Source organism: Gordonia sp. NPDC003376, from assembly GCF_053589235.1.
In genome coordinates this window covers 16,786-35,067 of the sequence record NZ_JBSFRM010000009.1, presented here as the reverse complement: position 1 = coordinate 35,067, position 18,282 = coordinate 16,786, and the positions used below count along the sequence as shown (strand labels likewise).

The following is an 18,282-nucleotide window of genomic DNA, read 5'->3' as shown; positions in this document are numbered from 1 at the left end:
GCATGAGGTTGGCGAGTCGACGGGGCAACCGGATGGCTGCATCAGCCGCTTTGAGCTTGCGAACCAGGGCATCAGGGGTGGGACTGCCCGGAGTAGGTAAGTCGCGCGTTTCGATCGGCCTTCCTGTTGCCGCCTACCGAGCCGGTGAACCGATCCATTTCATGCCGAATCCGAGATCTGACGACACTCGAATTCCTCACCGGCACAGTCGATATCACCATCCCCACAACAGCCTTCAACCACCAGTCGCGTCCGAGATCACCCCATGAGGTCGCGACACACCACGGGCTCCGATCGGCGAAGAGTCGTGCGACAACTCGGACGGTCCGCCTTCACGACGCCGATCCTCGGGAGAACGCTGCATCAGCGGACGCGCACGAAAAGCCTGTATGTATCGGCACTTTCACCTGTCGCGCGGCAGTGACCGGATCAGGACCGAGACGCCTCGCCCGCGTGCGACTGCCCGTCCCGCACCGGGAGCACACAGGCGACCGCTGCGAGTCCCACCGCGATCCACAACCCCTGCGCACCGAACCCGCGGAAGGCGAGACCACCGAGCGCTGCGCCGATGGCAAAGGAGAACCAGTAGCCGACGGTGGACAGCCAGCTCCACGGGTGCTCGGTCCCGATGCCCGCGGCCAGTTGATGGGCCGCCTTCACCAGAGTTCCGGTGACATAGGTCAATCCGACGTGCACGTCGGTGCCCGCCGACAATGCCGAGCTGATCAGGCCGCCGGCGAGGGCGATCAGCACCATGCCCGACCACTCCGATGCCGTGGTGGCCACGATCGCGCCGACCAGGATCACGACGGCGATCGCCACCATGACCACTCGATGGGCGTGCCCGACCCATCGAACGATGGCCGCGCCGGCGAAGCAACCCCCGAAGAACAGGACGACCAGCAACGCCGTCAGCCCGACCAGACCCCAGTGACCGGTCGCCGTCGACGACCCGAGGATCGTCGAATTGCCGGACATGAACGCCACGAAGCTACCCTGCAACACGACGAACGCGATCGCGTCGACGAATCCGGCCAGACCCAGCAGCCATACGCCGAGGACGACGTCCGATGAGCCCCGACGGGCGTTTCTCTCCGCACGGGCGGTTCTCGCAGTCACGCACAACCTTTGGTCGAGTTCCTCGCGTGTTCCCGAGGTGCCGCAGAGCCTGCACCCAAGGGACACGACATCGTCATCGGGCCCAGCCTCCGACGCTCCGCGGAGATCTGGGTCCGCTGACGAGTATCGGCCATCCGATCATTCTGCATGGGTCGACGACACCGATGCCCCATCGAGCGGTCGGCTACCCCTCCGGAACGCCGCCGGGGTCGTTCCGGTCCAGCGACGGAACGCTCGATAGAAGTTGGGGAGATCGCCGTACCCAACATCGTCGGCGATCCTCGCGATCGGGAGATCGGTGTCACGCAACAGTCGAATGGCCTCGCTTCGTTGCACATCGGCCACGACGCCCCGGTACGTGGTGCCTTCCGCATGGAGACGTCGCCGAAATGTTCGGGGCGACATGTGAAGCCGATCCGCCATGGAGTCCAGGTCCGGTATCCCCTGCTGTCGGTACAGGATCTCCTGGGTCGCTCGCTGAGCCACCGACCCGTGACCCCGTCTGCGCACCAGGGCCACCCGACAGTCTCGGACATAGGTCTGCCGCGACAGCGGGTTGGCCAGGGGCAGCGGATCGCCCAATACGGCAGCATCGAAGACCAGGCGGTGCGCGCCGGTCCCGAACCGCACCGGACAACCGAGGGCCTGCTCATACAACCCGTGGTGTGCGGGAGCCCGATACGCGATCTCGGCGTCGATCGGAGCGAGGTGCCGACCGGCCAGGTCGCTGATGATCCTGACGAGCGCGGCGACCTCGCGCTCACAGATGAACTCGCGGGTGTCGCCCAGGTCGATGATCTCGGGCATCGAGATGGCGACCCGACCCCGGGAGATGGTCACATCGAGCCGATAGTAGCTTGCGATCAATTCCTGGAACTCGTGTGCGACCTCCACGGCTTCGCCGAGGTTCTCGCAATGGAGCATCGCGATACCCAGCGGCCCGATCGATCCGGCATGGTACCCCTGACCGACTTCGAGCCCGACTCCTGGCCGGCCGATGACGCGCGTCAACATCCTGATCATGCCCATCTCCTGCGACGTCGTCACCAGGAAGTCAGGGTCTTCGAGGTCCTTCTGGCGCAACGAATTTCCTTCGAGAAGAGCCTCCGTCGTCATCCCTGCGCCGAGTGCGAAGCGGCGAAGGACCGCGACCATGTGCACCGATCGGTACAGCGGTAGCGCTCCGTTCTCGTGATCCCCGTTCTCGTGATCCCCGTTCTCGTGATCCGATGCCGTCATCATCGCCTCCCGTCGGGCACACGTCGTGGCCGATAATGACAATAACCCTGGCCTCATCTGATGTGGCACGACACCGCCCGCACTTCGTACCGTCCATTCGACATCCGATCAGGGGCCCACGGCCCCGCGCGAAAGGGCAGCGAAAATGCAGATCACCAAGGACCAGTACGACACATTCTTCGACGACGTCGACTTCCGCTCGGTCGAGGTTCCCTCGACGGGCGAGGAGGTGCAGTTACCGCTCGTCGGTGTGAAGGCCACCCAGATGGTCTCCTTCCACACCGCGTCACGCGCGCAGGTCCTCGAGATCCTGCCGAGCTCCGCATACGTCCCCGCCGAACTCGCAGATGGCCAGACGATCGTCGGCATCATTGCGATCGAGTACAACCAACGCAACATCGACAGCTACAACGAGGTCGTCGTCGTCATCCCGGTTCGGGTCGGTGACGGCGCCGAGCCGCCGACGGTCGATGACCTGCTGTCCGAAGAGCTCGGCGGAGCGACCCTGTTCGTGCGGCACATCGCGGTGACCACCCGTACCGCCGAGATCGTCGGCAACGAACTGCTCGGCTATGCAAAGTTCGTGGCCGACATCGACTTCGTGGACCTGCCCGACGAACGTATCGCCGTGTTCGCCGAGAACGGCCAGGAGATCCTCCGGATCGCGGTCGGGCACGGCGAGGAGTTCGGCGAGTATGAGCGCAGCACGCTGTCCGTCGTGACACACAAGGCGGGTCTCGCCCACAAGCTGACCTACTCCAGCCAGACCCGATACGCCACTCCGGCCGAAGATCGGAATGTCCTGATCTTCGGGGATCACCCGATCGGGCGGAACCTGGCCGGTCTGGGCATCTCCGCGAAGCCGTTGCTCGCGATGACCTCGCCGTACTTCCAGCTCATCAGCGACGACCGGAACCTCGAGGTGTTCAAGCCCTGATGACGGGTCAGACAGGCGGTAGTCGGAACGAGGAGACAACGACGTGACGAATGGTGCCAGGGCCCTCATCGAGACCTTGGTGGGTGCTGGGGTCGACACCGTGTTCACCAATCCCGGAACCTCCGAGATGCACTTCGTCGCCGCACTCGACGATGTTCCACAGATGCGCCCCGTGCTCACCTTGTTCGAGGGCGTCGCGTCGGGTGCCGCGGACGGATTCGCCCGTATGGCCGAACGCCCCGCGGCAACCCTTCTGCACCTGGGTCCCGGCCTGGGGAACGCGTTGGCGAATCTCCACAACGCGCGCAGAGCGCGTGTCCCGGTGGTGAACATCGTCGGCGATCACGCGACGAGCCACACCCGGTACGACGCCCAGTTGCAGTCCGACATCGAGACGGTTGCCCGAAACGTATCCAGCTGGGTCCGAACATCCTCCGCCACAGCGGATCTCGCAATGGACGCGACCGAGGCCATTCGAGCGGCCTCGGCCCGCCCACCGGCGGTGGCAACGCTGATCCTTCCGGCCGATGTGTCGTGGGGAGACGGCGCCGAACCTGCCGTCGTACCCGAGGCTCCGGAACCGACGGCGCAGCAACCGGAGATCCTGGAATCCATCTCCGCCGCACTCCGTTCCGGAGAACCGTGTGCACTCCTCCTCGGCGGTGACGCGCTACGCGGGACCGCGTTGGTCGACGCCTCCCGGGTCTCGGAGGCGACCGGGGTGAGGCTACTGGCAGAGGTGTTCCCCACCCGCATGGAGCGAGGTGCCGGCGTACCCGCCGTGGAACGCCTCGCCTACTTCGCCGAGATGGCTTCGGTCCAGCTCGCCGGACTCCGCCACCTGATCCTCGTGGACAGCCGAGAACCCGTCTCCTTCTTCGCCTACCCGGGTAAGAAGAGCTACCTGGTTCCCGACGGCTGCACTGTCCACCGGCTGGTACCCGACGGCGGTGATACGGGTCAGGCGTTGTCGGCGCTCGTCGCTGTACTGGGCGCCGAGGACATCGGCCCACGACTACAGGAGGCTGTCACGCCCACACCGCCCAAGGGCACCCTGACGGCTGAGAAGGTCTGCCGGGCAATCGCTGCGACGCTCCCACCCGACACGATCATCTCCGACGAATCCCAGACCTCGGGAGTGATGCTGCCGAGTATGACCGCCGGCGCCCCACAGCACGATCTGCTGACCTTGACCGGTGGAGCGATCGGACAGGGGCTCCCGGTGGCGATCGGTGCCGCCATCGCGTGCCCCGATCGACCGGTGCTCGCGCTCGAGGCCGACGGCTCCGCCATGTACACGATTCAGTCCCTGTGGACGATGGCGCGGGAATCGCTGAACGTGACGATCGTGTTGTTCAACAACCGCTCGTACGGCATCCTCCAGGTCGAGTTGCAGCGCGTCGGGGCGGCCACAGCCGGATCGGCCGCACCGACCCAACTCGAGATCGGGGATCCAGATCTCGACTTCGTCGGCATGGCGCGTGCGATGGGGGTCGCGGCGCGCCGCGCCGATTCCGGCGAGGACCTGACGGCCGCGCTACGCGAGGCATACGGCGACGACGGCCCCCACCTGATCGAGGTCGTCATACCGCCCGCGCTGTCCGGGCTGAGACTCAAGGCCCTGCCCCATGCGCTCGGAGTGATGGACAAGCTCCCCCGACCCCTCGGACGAGCGTTGAAACGCAGGCTCGCGCCGTGACGATCGTTCGCCGAAACATGTCGATCGGAGCCAGGATTCGGAATCTCGGAATCATCGGAATCAGAGGCCGACTTCGGGGCCGATCGTCCCCGGCACCGCTCAACGTTCGAAGGTTCCCTCTGCGTCACAGATCTGCGTCACAGATGGGTCTGGAACCAGTCGAGTTGGACCGGCGCAGAGGTGTCGAATGCCGCTCCGACGTAGGCGTCGAAGTGTCCGCCCGGCACGGTGAGCAGCTTCTTCGGTTCGCGTGCCTGCTCGTACGCCCCCAGCGCGAGGTCGCACGGCGTCAGCACGTCGTCGAGTGCCACGACCATCAGCAGCGGCGTCGGCGAGATCCGGGAGATGAAAGCACCCGGGATGTATTCGGTGAACACCTCGACAGATCGGAGTGTCACCTCGTTCTTCCAGGTGGTGGCACGCTCGAGAATCCCGCCGAAGAAGAAGTCGTGGGTGTCCTGTGTCGGGAGCACACAGGGCTCATCGGCCGCCTCGACGAATGTGACCGGGATGGTCAGTGGTGCATCGCCCCGGAGTCGTCCAGCGCGGTCGGCAGCGAATCCGTCACGGAGCCCTGACCACATGTCGGACCTGATGAGGCGTCGCGCGTTCTCCAGACCGTCCACCAACGGCACCTGCGAGACGACGCATCTGACCCGCCGGTCCACGGCGGCGACGACGAGTACGTGGGCTCCGCTGTAACTCGATCCCCAGATGCCGATGCGCTCGGGATCGATGCCGTCCTGACCCGAGATCCAGGTGATCGCGTCGCGGTAGTCCGAAATCTGCTGCCACGGATCGATTTCGGCAGGTCGGGGACCATCGCTCACCCCGAGGCCACGATTGTCGTAGACGAGGACATCGAAACCACCCTGAGAGAAGAAGTCCGCGAAGTCGTCCAGGTACATCTCCTTGGTCGCCGAGAATCCGTGGGCCATCACGATGACCGGACGCTTCTCACCTTCTCCGCGATACCACCAGCCTCGGAGGGTGGTGCCGTCCTCGGTCGTGAACTCACAGTCGCTACGCATTCGAATCTCCTATTCACCAACGGTTTTCGTGGCGCTGAGAGAATCATGTGCCAGGTGACACACACCGGGATACCGGTGTGTGCGCAGCTATTCTGGTCACCCAATGCAGAACCGCGGTGGGGGAAGGGAGCAGAGGATGGACTGCCGGCGTGTCCTGTGCCAGCATCAATCATGCCTTCGATGCTCGCCACCCCGCGGCGCGAGACACCCGGAGTGTCCACGACCGCCGATTTCGCCGCACTGATCGGTGATTGGCATCATGGCTGGGAAATCCGTGTGGAGGGTGTCCCGTCCACGGATGCCGCACTCCGCCGTCACCACCTCGACGGCCTCGACCTCATCCACTGCACGGCCGATTCCTGCTCGGGCACCCGGTCGAGACCATCGATCGACTCCCATGACGACAGCCTGCTCGGGTTGCTCACCGTCGTCGAAGGCCGAGAGATCGTCGAGGTCGACGGCGTCCGGACCGTGGTCGACGTCGGCGAATCACTGCTGTGGGATACACGGTCGACAGGTGGATTCGTCGCATCCGGGCCGCTGCGGAAGTTCACCGTCCTCCTGCCCCGGGACCTCGTCACGGCGTGGACCCCGCATGTCGGCGAGTTACTCGAGGCGGGTGCGTTGCCCGCCGGACAGACGCTGGGCCTGCGCGCCCTTGCCGACGCCCTCGAACGCACCCCGGACCCGGTACTCGCGACGCAATCGGCGACGGCCTTGGGGAGCGCTTTCCGTGAGCTGCTGTATGTGGCCCTCGGGGTCTCCGACCGCCCATCGGTCAACGCGTGGTCCGATCGGCGATGGCGCGCCGCCCTGGAGTACATCGAGGACAGACTGCCGGGCCCGACCACAGCGGAAGAGCTGGCCGCACACCTCTCGGTATCCGCGCGCTCGGTGTATCAGATGTTCGCCGATCGCGAGACAACCGTTCGAGGGCACCAACGACGGCGACGGCTCTACCGCGCCCGGGCCGAGATCCTCCGGAACCCGGACCGCCCGATCACCGAGATCGCGCGCGACTGGAACTTCAGCGATCAGTCGGCGTTCACCAAGGCCTACCGCCACACCTTCGACGAACGCCCGAGCGACACCCGTCGCCGGTGACCGGGCGACGTCGATCGGGCACGTCCGCACACCGTCGGGCCGATGACAGGCCGGCGTGGTCGGGCTTCGGACCTCGGCAGGGCGGCCTCCGATTGCTCGGACACCGCCCCGTACCTGCGGAAGCGGAGGGATTTGAACCCTAGACGAACCCTCAGTTCAACCCGGCGCAATGTGGCTCACCAGGCCCTGTGAAGCATCCCCGGCTGGTTCGAACCACCACCGTTCGCGGGCAATTGTGGGCAGTCCCTCTGCAACACCTTGACCTCGGCGAGGCCCCCGTTGGTGCCCGACACAACTGCAAATCAAGTTCACATGCCAGCAAAACATATAAAAATCTCGCCTCAAACTTTACATATTGTGGCGATCTGTGAGAGGGTCGGCCGCATGACCTGGGACCCTGAGAAGCCATACAACGCACTACCACCACCGCCCGAGGTGGACGTACTGGAGACCAGGTCTGTACTCAAGGCAGCCATCGGCGCGAGAACTGCTCTTGCAAAGCTTGACCAGGCTGCGTTCTCAATGCCCAACCCGACTGTCCTGATCAACTCGATCCCTGTCCTGGAGGCGCAGGCCAGTTCCGAGATCGAGAACATCGTCACCACGACAGACGAACTGTTTCGCCATATCGACGACGACGAGGCTTCAGCCGACGCAGCCACTCGCGAGACCCTGCGTTACCGCACCGCCCTACACAGGGGGTTCTCCCTTACCCAGGAACGGGGACTTACGGCCTCAACTGCGTCGGCCGTGTGCAGCATCATCAAGGCCCGCGAGATGAAGGTACGAGCCGTCCCAGGGACGAGAATCGCGAACCCTGGCACCGGCGAGGTCGTCTACAGCCCACCCGAGGGGCGCGACGTGATCGTGGAGAAGCTGAACGCGTGGGAGCACTTCGTTCATGCCGAAGACGGACTCGACCCCCTCGTCCGCATGGCTGCCGCTCACTACCAGTTCGAAGCGATTCATCCGTTCTCGGATGGCAACGGACGAACCGGACGAATTCTGAACGTCCTGATGCTGGTTGAAGCAGGACTCCTACGGATGCCAGTCCTGTACCTGTCTCGCTACATCATCGACACCAAGAACGACTACTACCGACTCCTGCTCGCCGTCACGTCGGAAGGCGCATGGGAAGAGTGGGTGCGCTACATTCTCGCCGGGATCGAGAGCACATCGTTGATGACCCTCCGCAAGATCGACGCCATACGCGACCTCCAGGAGAGCTTCGGACAGCGTTCGCGTGCAATCAACAAGGGCACCGCACACTCTGAGTTTCAGTCGCTCCTGTTCGAGCAGCCCTACTGCCGCATCAACACAGTGGTAGAGCGTTGCGACGTGTCACGTCCGACGGCTACGAGCTGGCTCAGTTCTCTCGGCGAAGCCGGGCTACTTCAGGACATCAAAGTTGGGCGCGACCGCCTGTTCATCAACCGCGAGTTCCTGCGTGTACTGGCTCGTCCTGAGCCCCTGGTCGCGACATAGAAAAAGTGTTTACATGGCTCGGAAAAGTACGAAGAACAGACAAGAAAGTTTACAGTTGTTTATGAGATAGGTCACACAAGATCGCTCGGAGGCGTACACCCGAACCACGGGAAGCTGCCCGCCGGGAGTGTCACTGCAGGTCAAAGAGCCTTCACTCCCGCTGGTCCGCCGGGCGGCTCGAGCAGGATGATCACGGGATCATGCCTCCCGAGGACATTGACACAGCCCACGGCAGTCTCGCCGTGGGGCGATCCCCGTCACCGTTCACGACCTCGGGCACACTGCAGCCGGCCTCGCTGTCGCGGCCGGCGTTCACGTCAAGGCTCTGCAACAGATGCGGGTCATGCTTCAGCCCCCATGACGCTGGACGTCTATAGCGACCTGTTCGACGAGGATCTCGATACCATCGGTGTAGCCCCGGACTCGCCAGATCAGCAGCGGGCGTGGGTGAATCGCGGGCAGCAAGGCCCACAGACGCACCCGCCGTACGGTAAAAAGAGCCCCTACCTGCACAGACAGGTGAGGGGCCTCGGCGGAAGCGGAGGGATTTGAACCCCCGGTGGTTTTACCCACGCTCGCTTTCAAGGCGAGTGCATTCGGCCGCTCTGCCACGCTTCCCTGCCGCAAAGGGTACGTGACCTCCGGACGTGGGGTCGCACCGACTCTGCGACGGGATGTGCCACGATCGGGACATGCGCGCGATCACAGTGTCCTCATCCGGTGAGTTGTCGATCTCCACCATCCCCGACCCCGTCGTCGGCCCCGGCGAGGTGGTGATCGACGTCGTCGCCGCAGGGGTGAACCGCGCCGACCTGCTGCAGCGTGCCGGGCACTATCCGCCGCCGCCGGGTGCGCCGGACACCCTGGGCCTGGAGGTGTCAGGACGGATCTCGGCGATCGGCGAGGGCGTGGACGGCTGGGGCGTCGGCGACGAGGTGTGTGCACTACTCGCCGGCGGCGGCTACGCCGAACGCGTCGTCGTCCCCGCACCACAGGTGTTGCCGGTACCGGCCGGGGTGTCCCTGCTCGATGCCGCGGCCCTGCCCGAGGTGGCCTGCACCGTGGTGTCGAATCTCGTCGAGGTGGCACATCTGCAGTCCGGCGAACTCCTGCTGATCCACGGCGGTTCCAGCGGGATCGGTACGCATGCAACCCAATTGGCCTACGCCCTGGGCGCACGGGTGGCGGTCACCGCCCGCACCCGGGACAAGCTCGAGCGCTGTGCGGGATTCGGCGCCGACATCCTGATCGACTACACCGCAGAGGATTTCGCGGAGGTGGTGCGTGAGCACGGCGGGGCCGACGTCATCCTCGACATCATCGGCGCAAAGTATCTGGCGCAGAATGTGTCCGCGCTCGCCACCGGTGGGCGTCTGGTGATCATCGGGATGCAGGGCGGCACCAAGGCCGAGTTGTCGATCGCGACACTGATGAACAAGCGCGCATCGGTGATCGGCACCACGCTGCGCGCCCGGCCGGTCGACGGCGCGGATGGCAAGGGCCGCATCGTCTCCCGAACCCGCGAGGTCACCTGGCCGCTGATCGAGGCAGGGAAGATCCGGCCCGTCGTCGACAGCGTCGTCGATCTCGCCGACGCCGATCAGGCGCATACGCGACTGACCAGTGGCGATGCGGTCGGCAAGATCCTGCTGCGGGTGGCCGACTGACGAGATCGATACCCGGTCAACGCGATCAAGTGCCCGGTCAACGCGATCAAGTGCCCGGTCAACGAAATCGAGTGCCCGGTCAACGGAATCAGGTGCCCGGTCAACGCGATCAGGGGTCGACGCAGGCGTCGCGGACCTTGGCGAAGATGTCGCCGATCTGCCGGTACTCGTCCTCACTGAGCGCGTCGATGACACACCGTCGGACCACCTGGTCGCGCAGGGTCAGCTGACGCTCGAGCTCGGCCCGACCGGTGGCGGTGATCCGCACGAGCCGATGGCGGGCGTCGGCGTGCGACGGCACCCGCTCGAGCAGTCCCTCCTCGAGAAGTCGACTGACCACCCGCGACACCGTGCTCAACCCGGCGTGCATGGCGGTGGCGAGCTCACTGATCCCGGCCGACTCGCGGGCGACGATGATCTCGAGCAGCCGCATGTCGGTGGAGACGACGCCCTGCGCGCCGAAATTGGCCTGGACCTGGGCCATCAATGCCCACCCACCGTCGACGAAGGTGTGCCAGATCTTCAGTTCATCCGCACTCAGGCGATGGTCGCGCCCTTCTGCCGCCGGTAGGTCGTCGCTCCCCGCATCAGACTTCCCAGTGTTCACTTTCCTCAAGATAGTTCAGGGACCGGACGGCGTCCCAATCGGCGTCCATCGGGAGAACGACAATCTTCCACCTGTCAGGCAAGCGACCCGAGGGTGCGTACCAGGTGGTCGACCTCGTACGGCGCCGAGTAGGGGCCGAGGCCGATCGTGACCGCTCCGCCGAAGTCGTCGGCCCCCATCCGGGCCAGTGCGCGGCTCGGGCGGTCGGCGAGCGCGCAGATCCCGTTGTCGGCGAGGCGACGCACCACCGTGTCGGCGCCGACCCCGTCGACGGCGAAGCTGACGAGTGGCACCCGGCGGTCACCGCCGCCGATCACCGAGACGTGATTGAGCTGGTCAAGGGTGGTCGTGAGGTAGTAGCCGAGTCGCTGCAGGTACTCCCCGACCCCGTCGAGCGCGGTGACCAGCCGCCGTCGGCGTTTGCCCAGCGCGTCCGGATCGAGACCCGCGAGATGCTCCACCGACGCGACCACCCCGGCCAACAGCGCACCCTGGTGCTCACCCACCTCCAGCCGTGCGGGCCCGGTGGTCCGCGGATCGGAGGACAGCGTGGCCAATCGGTCGAGGGTGTGCGGGTCGGCGAAGGCCAGCGCCGACATACGCGGCCCACCCCAGTTCTCCGCCGAGACCACCAGCACGTCGGCGCCGAGTTCGGCGGCGTCGAGCGGCACATACGGGGCGGCACTCGAGGCATCGACCACCAGCAACGCCCCCACCTCGCGGGTTCGTCGGGCGATCTCCGACACGTCGGTCAACGTGCCCATCGTCGACGATGCGAGGGGCACCGCCACCACCGCCGTGTGCTCGTCGACCAGATCGTCGTACTGCCAGGCGGGCAGCTCACCGGTCTCGACGTCGATCTCGGCCCAGCGGACCCGGCCGCCCACCCGACCCACCGCCCGCACCCACGGCACGATGTTCGGTTCGTCGTCGGCGCGGCTGACCACCACGTTGCCGGTCAGCCAGGTGTTGGGGTTGATCGCCTCTGCCAGGGTCCACAGCAGCACGCTGCGCGACGGTCCCAGCACCACCCCGCCGGGAGTGGTGGCGGTGAGGTCGGCGAGTGCCCGGCGAGCGCCGTCCAGCGCCTCGGCGGTGGCCGCCGCCGCCGGATAGCGACCCCCCGGGGCTGCGACGAGCTGGCGGAACCCGGTGGAGACCGCGCTGGCCACCGAGTCCGGGATGAGCATGCCGGCCTGCGGGTCGAGGTGGATCCAACCGTCGCCGAGCGAGGGGAAGAGTCCACGGACATGCGCGACGTCGAACGCCATGCGAACACGATAGACGCCGGGCTGTGCCGCGCCGCCCGGGATCGCCCGCCCTGCGCCGCCCTCCCTGTTCCTCCCCCCGTCGCCGCGCTTGGGCACAATGGAGCGCATGGTCATCGACGCCAACCCCGACAACCCGTTCGGCAATCCCGATCCCGACGGCGAGCACGGCTCCCCCGACGACCGCGTCGTCCTCGTCGGTGCGAGTGCCCCGCTCGGCGCCACCGCGGCCGCGGAGAACTCCGAGGAGAGCCACAGCGTCGCCGACATGGTGCAACAGCCGGCCAAGGTGATGCGGATCGGCACCATGATCAAGCAGCTGCTCGAGGAGGTGCGTGCTGCCCCGCTCGACGAGGCGAGCCGCAACCGCCTGCGAGAGATCCACCAGTCGTCGATCCGCGAGCTGGAGGACGGCCTGGCCCCGGAACTGCGGGAGGAACTCGAACGCCTCGCCCTGCCGTTCACCGACGACGCCACCCCGTCCGACGCCGAGTTGCGGATCGCGCAGGCGCAGCTGGTCGGCTGGCTGGAGGGCCTGTTCCACGGCATCCAGACCGCGCTGTTCGCCCAGCAGATGGCCGCACGCGCGCAGCTCGAGCAGATGCGACAGGGTGCGCTGCCGCCGGGGATGTCCCCACCGGCCGGCGGGCACACCAACACCGGGCAGTACCTCTGACCACGGGCCGCTCCGTCGCCGACGACCCGCGCTCGGCCGACCCCGACGTCGGCGTCGACGACCGCGCGGATCCGTCGGTCGGCGACGGCGCAGTTCTGACCGGCAAGTATTGTGGGGGCTCGTGTCAGCGGAAGTGAACGACCAGCGGATCATCCCGCCGCCCCCGCCGGGCATCCAGTCGCGGAGCCTGCGTCGGGCGTTCGACGACATGGCGACGGGCCTGCGTTCCCGCGAGTTGTGGCTGCATCTGGGCTGGCAGGACATCAAGCAGCGGTACCGGCGCTCGGTGCTCGGTCCGCTGTGGATCACCATCGCCACCGGCGTCACCGCCGTCGCGATGGGTCTGCTCTACGGCGAGCTGTTCCACATGGACATCAAGACGTTCTTGCCCTACGTGACGCTCGGGTTCATCTTCTGGAACTTCATCCAGAACTCGATCCTCGACGGCGCGGAGGTATTCTCCAAGAACGAGGGCCTGATCAAGCAGCTGCCCGCGCCGGTCAGCGTGCACGTATATCGCAACTCGTGGCGGCAGCTGATCATCTTCGCCCACAACATCGTCATCTACCTGGTGATCCTGATCGTCTTCCCCCAGCCGCTGAACTGGACCGTGGTGCTGGTGATCCCGGCGATCGCGTTGTTCGTGCTCAACGGCATCTGGGTGACCATCGTGTTCGGCATCCTGTCGACCAGGTTCCGCGACATCGGCCAGCTCCTGACCACCGCGGTCCAACTGGTGTTCTTCATGACCCCGATCATCTGGACCACCAGCAGCCTCGGCCGCCAGACCGGTCAGCAATCCGAGCGCCTCAAGCTGGTCGAGCTCAACCCGATGTATCACTACCTGGAGATCAGCCGCGGCCCGCTGCTCGGTCAGCCGGTGGCCTTCTACCACTGGCTGGTGGTCCTGGCCTGCACCGCCGTCGGCTGGCTGATGGCGATCCTGGTGATGCGTAACTACCGGGCCCGCGTGGCCTACTGGGTGTGAGAGAGACACAGATGAGCATGACCAGCATGAACAGTTCGGTCCGCGTCGACACGTGGGGAGCCTGCGTCGACTTCCCCATCTTCGATGCCAAGACCCGCTCACTGAAGAAGTCGGTGATGGGGGCCGCCGGTGGTGTGATCGGCTCCAACTCCTCCAATGTGGTCGTCGTCGAGGCACTCAAGAACATCGACCTGCACCTCGAGCACGGCGACCGCGTCGGCCTGGTCGGGCACAACGGTGCCGGCAAGTCGACGCTGCTGCGGTTGCTGTCGGGGATCTACGAGCCCACCCGGGGCGCCTGCCAGGTGACCGGCCGGGTGGCGCCGGTGTTCGACCTCGGTGTGGGCATGGACCCGGAGATCTCCGGCTACGAGAACATCATCATCCGCGGCATGTTCCTGGGCCTGAGCCGCAAGGAGATGCTCAAGAAGATCGACGAGATCGCGGAGTTCTCCGAACTCGGCGACTACCTGCAGATGCCGCTGCGGACCTACTCCACCGGTATGCGGGTGCGTCTGGCGCTCGGCGTGGTGACCAGCATCGACCCGGAGATCCTGATCCTCGACGAGGGCATCGGCGCCGTGGACGCCGAGTTCATGAAGAAGGCGCGGTCACGACTGGCCGCGCTCGTCGAACGCTCCGGCATCCTGGTCTTCGCCAGCCACTCCAACGAGTTCCTCGCACAGCTGTGTGATCGCGCCCTGTGGATCGATCACGGTGAGGTCCGGATGGACGGCGGGATCGAAGAGGTGGTCGGCGCCTACGAGGGTCCCGACGCCGCCGCGCACGTCCGCGAGGTGATCGCCGGGATGGCACGGCAGGACTCCGCCGGATGAGTGTGCCGCACAGCACCGCCGAGACGGTGATCGCGGTGGTGGTGACCCATCGCCGCGCCGAGCTGCTGAAGGCCTCCCTGGCCGTGGTGTCCGACCAGTCCCGCCCGGTCGACCACATCGTCGTCGTGGACAACGCCGACGAGCAGCAGGTGGCCGACCTGGTTGCCGCACAACCGGTTCCGACCACCTATCTCGGATCGAAACGCAACCTCGGTGGAGCCGGCGGTTTTGCGCTCGGCATGCTGCACGCCCTGGCACTGGGCGCCGACTGGGTGTGGTGCGCCGACGACGACGGCCGCCCCGAGGGGTCGGACGTGCTCGCCACCCTGCTCGATTGCGCTCGCCGACACGAGTTGTCGGAGGTGTCGCCGGTGGTGGCCAACATCGACGACCCCGACACCCTGGCCTTCCCACTCCGCCGCGGATTGGTGTGGCGCCGAAAGCGTTCGGAGCTGTTCGAGAACGGCGAGGACAGTGGCGACGACCTGCTGCCCGATATCGCGTCCCTGTTCAACGGTGCACTCTTCCGCGCCGAGGCCCTCGAGATGATCGGTGTCCCGGATCTGCGGCTGTTCTTCCGCGGCGACGAGGTGGAGATGCACCGTCGGCTACAGCGGTCGGGCCTGAGTTTCGGGACCTGCCTGACCACCGCGTATCTGCATCCGTACGGCTCCGACGAGTTCCGGCCGATCCTCGGCGGACGAATGCACACCCAGTACCCCGACAACGACACCAAACGGTTCTTCACCTACCGCAACCGCGGTTACCTGATGAGCCAGCCGGGGATGCGCAAGCTGCTGCCGCAGGAGTATGCGCGGTTCGGGTGGTACTTCCTGGTGCAGCAGCGCGACGTCGACGGTTTCCGGGAGTGGTTGCGGCTGCAGCGCCTGGGACGAAAAGAGCACTTCGTCCGACCGTGAATCCGTCCGGGATCGGTGTCACCGCTCCCGATTGACGGTAGAACACGTTCTATTTTAGAGTTGCGACCGTGATTCTCGACCGCTTTCGCCTCGACGACAGGGTTGCCGTCGTCACCGGTGCCGGACGTGGCATCGGCGCCACCATCGCGACCGCCTTCGCCGAGGCCGGTGCCGACGTCGTGCTCTCCGCCCGCAACGTCGACGAGCTCGAATCCGTCGCCGAACAGGTGCGCTCACTCGGGCGCCGAGCCCTGGTCATCCCCGCCGATCTGGCGGCCACCGAACCCGGCGAACTCGTCGCACCCACCATCGACGAGTTCGGCCGGCTCGACATCGTGGTGAACAACGTGGGCGGCGCCTATCCGTCGCCGTTGATGTCGACGCGCACGAAAGACCTTGCGCGAGCATTCGATTTCAATGTCCTGACCGCACATTCGTTGGTACTGGCCGCAGTTCCCCATCTCAAGCGGGCGCCGGGCGGCGGATCGATCATCAACATCGCCTCGGCGGTGGGGCATCTGTCCGGCCGCGGATTCGCCACCTACGGAACGGTCAAGGCCGCGCTGGTGCACTACACCCGCCTGGCCGCACTCGATCTCAACCCACACGTCCGGGTGAACGCGATCGCGCCCGGCTCCATCGTCACATCAGCCCTGGAGGTGGTGGCCTCCGACGAGGACCTGCGCTCGGGAATCGAACAGAAGACCCCGCTGCGCCGCCTCGGCGAACCCGAGGACATCGCCACTGCCGCACTGTATCTCGCATCCCCTGCCGGGGCGTACCTCACCGGCAAGCTGATCGAGCCCGACGGCGGTCTCGTCGCCCCCAACTTCGAGCTGGACATTCCCGATGTCTGATCCCACCGCCATCGACCGCACCGCCATCGAGCACCTCAAGTACCGGTACCTGCGCGGCCTGGACACCAAACACTGGGACGACTTCGCCGGCACCCTCACCGAGGACGTCACCGCCGGGTACGGCTCCACCGTCGACGGCCGACCACTCGCCTTCGACAACCGCAATGACCTCGTGGCGTACATGCGGACGACCCTCGGACCATCGACGATCACCGAACATCGCGTGACCCATCCGGTGATCGTCGTCGACGGCGACACCGCGACCGGTGAGTGGTATCTGCAGGACCGGGTGATCGTGCCGGAGATGAACTTCATGCTGATCGGTGCGGCGTTCTATCGCGATACCTACCGGCGCACCACCGATGGCTGGCGGATCAGCGCCACCGCCTACGACCGCACCTACGAGGCGACGATGAACCTCGAGGGTGTGCGATTCCATCTGACCCCGGGTCCGGCCCTCGCCTGACGACCGCTCCGGCAGATCCGGACAAACCCCGTTCCTTCGACTAGAACGTGTTCTAGCGTGGTAGTCATCCCGCCGACCCGAGGAGGCACACGTGCGGTTCACCTTCGCCGAGGCCATGACCGATCCCGCCTACTACGCACCACTCGCCCAGGCCGCCGAGAAAGCCGGATTCGCCGGGTTCACCATCCCCGATTCACTCGCCTACCCGGAGGAGTCGGATGCCACCTATCCGTACACACCCGACGGCAACCGCGAGTTCCTCGAGGACAAGGCGTTCATCGAGACCTTCATCCAGGCCGCCGCACTCGGCGCGGTGACCTCGTCGATCCGGTTCACCCCGTTCGTGCTGAAGCTGCCGGTGCGTCCGCCCGCGCTGGTGGCCAAGCAGGCCGCGTCGGTGGCCTACCTGACCGACAACCGGCTGGCGCTGGGTGTCGGCACCAGCCCGTGGCCCGAGGACTACGACATCATGGGGGTGGACTTCGCCCGCCGCGGCAAGCGGATGGACGAGTGCATGGACATCGTCCGCGGACTGACCACCGGCGAGTACTTCGAGTTCCACGGCGAGTTCTACGACATCCCGAAGGTCAAGATGGCGCCGGCACCCACCAAGCCGGTGCCGCTGCTCGTCGGCGGGCACGCCGACGCCGCGTTGCGCCGCGCGGTGATCCGCGGCGACGGTTGGATGCACGGCGGCGGCCCCGGTGAGGAACTCGACGTCCTGCTCGGCAAGATCGCCGCCATCCGCAAGGCGGAGGGCAAGGCCGACGATCCGTTCGAGATCCACGCCATCGCGCTCGACTCCTACACCATTGATGGTTGTAAGAGGCTGGAGGACAAGGGGATCACTGACGTCATCGTCGGCTTCCGCATGCCCTACATCATCGGCGAGGACACCGAACCGCTGCAGAAGAAGATCGATCACCTCAACTGGTACGCCGACAACGTCATCGCGAAGGTGAACCGATAGCGACTCTCGGCCCCGGCTCAATCACCGAATAATGCTGCTGCCGATGCTGGTTGAGACAGCATCGGCTCAACCACGCTGCTGCCGTCGATGGTTGAGCCCGAGGAGCGAAGCGACAAGACGAGTCGAAACCTCCGCCACCCAGGCCCGGAACGCAACCACCGGGCTCGAAATGGCCACCAACACCGTCAACTCACAAGGTTTCGACACGGGTCCTCGCTACGCTCGGTCCCGGCTCAACCAACCAATATGGTTGCCACCACTGCTGGTTGAGACAGCATCGGGTCAATCACACTGCTGCCGTCGATGGTTGAGCCGACGAGGAGCGAAGCGACAAGACGAGTCGAAACCTCCGCCACCCAGGCCCGGAACGCAACCACCGGGCTCGAAATGGCCACCAACACCGTCAACTCACA

Annotated in this window: 18 protein-coding genes and 1 tRNA gene; 12 read left to right on the top strand and 7 right to left on the bottom strand. The window is 65.9% G+C overall.

Features of this window, described 5'->3' with window-relative positions:
- Positions 1-429: 429 nt before the first annotated feature.
- A complete protein-coding gene (locus tag ACWDUA_RS11360) occupies positions 430-1,119 on the bottom strand; it encodes a YoaK family protein (RefSeq protein WP_449751119.1) in 690 nt (229 codons plus the stop codon).
- Between the two features lie 138 nt (positions 1,120-1,257).
- Positions 1,258-2,358: an AraC family transcriptional regulator gene (locus tag ACWDUA_RS11355; protein ID WP_449751118.1), complete on the bottom strand. Its 1,101-nt coding sequence runs from the start codon at positions 2,356-2,358 to the stop codon at positions 1,258-1,260.
- A 145-nt stretch (positions 2,359-2,503) separates the two neighbouring features.
- On the opposite strand from ACWDUA_RS11355, the gene ACWDUA_RS11350 reads away from it, so the two are divergent.
- Positions 2,504-3,295 (top strand): acetoacetate decarboxylase family protein, encoded by a 792-nt coding sequence (locus ACWDUA_RS11350; protein WP_449751117.1) that lies wholly within the window; start codon positions 2,504-2,506, stop codon positions 3,293-3,295.
- A 43-nt stretch (positions 3,296-3,338) separates the two neighbouring features.
- A complete protein-coding gene (locus tag ACWDUA_RS11345) occupies positions 3,339-4,994 on the top strand; it encodes an acetolactate synthase large subunit (protein WP_449751116.1) in 1,656 nt (551 codons plus the stop codon).
- A 137-nt stretch (positions 4,995-5,131) separates the two neighbouring features.
- On the opposite strand, the gene ACWDUA_RS11340 is transcribed toward ACWDUA_RS11345, so the two are convergent.
- The gene (locus ACWDUA_RS11340) at positions 5,132-6,025 is read right to left on the bottom strand and encodes an alpha/beta hydrolase (RefSeq protein WP_449751115.1); all 894 of its coding nucleotides are present in this window, start codon (positions 6,023-6,025) and stop codon (positions 5,132-5,134) included.
- A gap of 180 nt (positions 6,026-6,205) precedes the next feature.
- On the opposite strand from ACWDUA_RS11340, the gene ACWDUA_RS11335 reads away from it, so the two are divergent.
- Both ACWDUA_RS11335 and ACWDUA_RS11330 read left to right on the top strand, forming a co-directional pair.
- A complete protein-coding gene (locus ACWDUA_RS11335; protein WP_449751114.1) occupies positions 6,206-7,129 on the top strand; it encodes a helix-turn-helix domain-containing protein in 924 nt (307 codons plus the stop codon).
- Between the two features lie 384 nt (positions 7,130-7,513).
- Positions 7,514-8,614: a Fic family protein gene (locus ACWDUA_RS11330; RefSeq protein WP_449751113.1), complete on the top strand. Its 1,101-nt coding sequence runs from the start codon at positions 7,514-7,516 to the stop codon at positions 8,612-8,614.
- Positions 8,615-9,147: 533 nt separating this feature from the next.
- Here ACWDUA_RS11330 and ACWDUA_RS11325 read toward each other — a convergent pair.
- Positions 9,148-9,232, bottom strand: a tRNA-Ser gene (locus ACWDUA_RS11325).
- A 74-nt stretch (positions 9,233-9,306) separates the two neighbouring features.
- On the opposite strand from ACWDUA_RS11325, the gene ACWDUA_RS11320 reads away from it, so the two are divergent.
- Positions 9,307-10,281: an NAD(P)H-quinone oxidoreductase gene (locus ACWDUA_RS11320; protein ID WP_449751112.1), complete on the top strand. Its 975-nt coding sequence runs from the start codon at positions 9,307-9,309 to the stop codon at positions 10,279-10,281.
- A gap of 109 nt (positions 10,282-10,390) precedes the next feature.
- Here the strand turns inward: ACWDUA_RS11320 and ACWDUA_RS11315 are convergent, their stop codons facing one another.
- Both ACWDUA_RS11315 and ACWDUA_RS11310 read right to left on the bottom strand, forming a co-directional pair.
- Positions 10,391-10,888 (bottom strand): MarR family winged helix-turn-helix transcriptional regulator, encoded by a 498-nt coding sequence (locus ACWDUA_RS11315; protein WP_449751111.1) that lies wholly within the window; start codon positions 10,886-10,888, stop codon positions 10,391-10,393.
- Positions 10,889-10,962: 74 nt separating this feature from the next.
- Positions 10,963-12,159, bottom strand: a complete 1,197-nt coding sequence (locus tag ACWDUA_RS11310) for an aminotransferase class V-fold PLP-dependent enzyme (RefSeq protein WP_449751110.1) — start codon at positions 12,157-12,159, stop codon at positions 10,963-10,965.
- A gap of 97 nt (positions 12,160-12,256) precedes the next feature.
- Here ACWDUA_RS11310 and ACWDUA_RS11305 point away from each other — a divergent pair, with 97 nt between their 5' ends.
- The 7 genes from ACWDUA_RS11305 to ACWDUA_RS11275 all read left to right on the top strand — a co-directional run bounded on the left by ACWDUA_RS11305 (position 12,257) and on the right by ACWDUA_RS11275 (position 17,869).
- Positions 12,257-12,832 (top strand): bacterial proteasome activator family protein, encoded by a 576-nt coding sequence (locus ACWDUA_RS11305; RefSeq protein WP_449751109.1) that lies wholly within the window; start codon positions 12,257-12,259, stop codon positions 12,830-12,832.
- A 121-nt stretch (positions 12,833-12,953) separates the two neighbouring features.
- The gene (gene wzm, locus ACWDUA_RS11300) at positions 12,954-13,820 is read left to right on the top strand and encodes a galactan export ABC transporter permease subunit Wzm/RfbD (RefSeq protein ID WP_449751108.1); all 867 of its coding nucleotides are present in this window, start codon (positions 12,954-12,956) and stop codon (positions 13,818-13,820) included.
- 17 nt (positions 13,821-13,837) lie between these two features.
- On the top strand, positions 13,838-14,656 hold the full coding sequence (gene wzt / locus ACWDUA_RS11295) for a galactan export ABC transporter ATP-binding subunit Wzt/RfbE (protein ID WP_449751107.1): 819 nt from the start codon (positions 13,838-13,840) through the stop codon (positions 14,654-14,656).
- On the top strand, positions 14,653-15,576 hold the full coding sequence (glfT1, locus tag ACWDUA_RS11290; RefSeq protein ID WP_449751106.1) for a galactofuranosyltransferase GlfT1: 924 nt from the start codon (positions 14,653-14,655) through the stop codon (positions 15,574-15,576). Before wzt ends, glfT1 begins: the two co-directional genes overlap by 4 nt.
- 68 nt (positions 15,577-15,644) lie before the next feature.
- Positions 15,645-16,433, top strand: coding sequence for an SDR family oxidoreductase (locus ACWDUA_RS11285; protein WP_449751105.1), 789 nt, complete (start codon positions 15,645-15,647; stop codon positions 16,431-16,433).
- Entirely contained in the window at positions 16,426-16,899 is a 474-nt protein-coding gene (locus ACWDUA_RS11280) for a nuclear transport factor 2 family protein (RefSeq protein WP_449751104.1), read from the top strand. The genes ACWDUA_RS11285 and ACWDUA_RS11280 overlap by 8 nt, the downstream gene beginning before the upstream one ends.
- A 91-nt stretch (positions 16,900-16,990) precedes the next feature.
- Positions 16,991-17,869: a TIGR03619 family F420-dependent LLM class oxidoreductase gene (locus ACWDUA_RS11275; RefSeq protein ID WP_449751103.1), complete on the top strand. Its 879-nt coding sequence runs from the start codon at positions 16,991-16,993 to the stop codon at positions 17,867-17,869.
- 233 nt (positions 17,870-18,102) lie between these two features.
- Here the strand turns inward: ACWDUA_RS11275 and ACWDUA_RS11270 are convergent.
- Positions 18,103-18,282, bottom strand: a 180-nt coding sequence (locus ACWDUA_RS11270; protein ID WP_449751102.1) for a hypothetical protein, incomplete at its 5' end; no start/stop codon positions are given.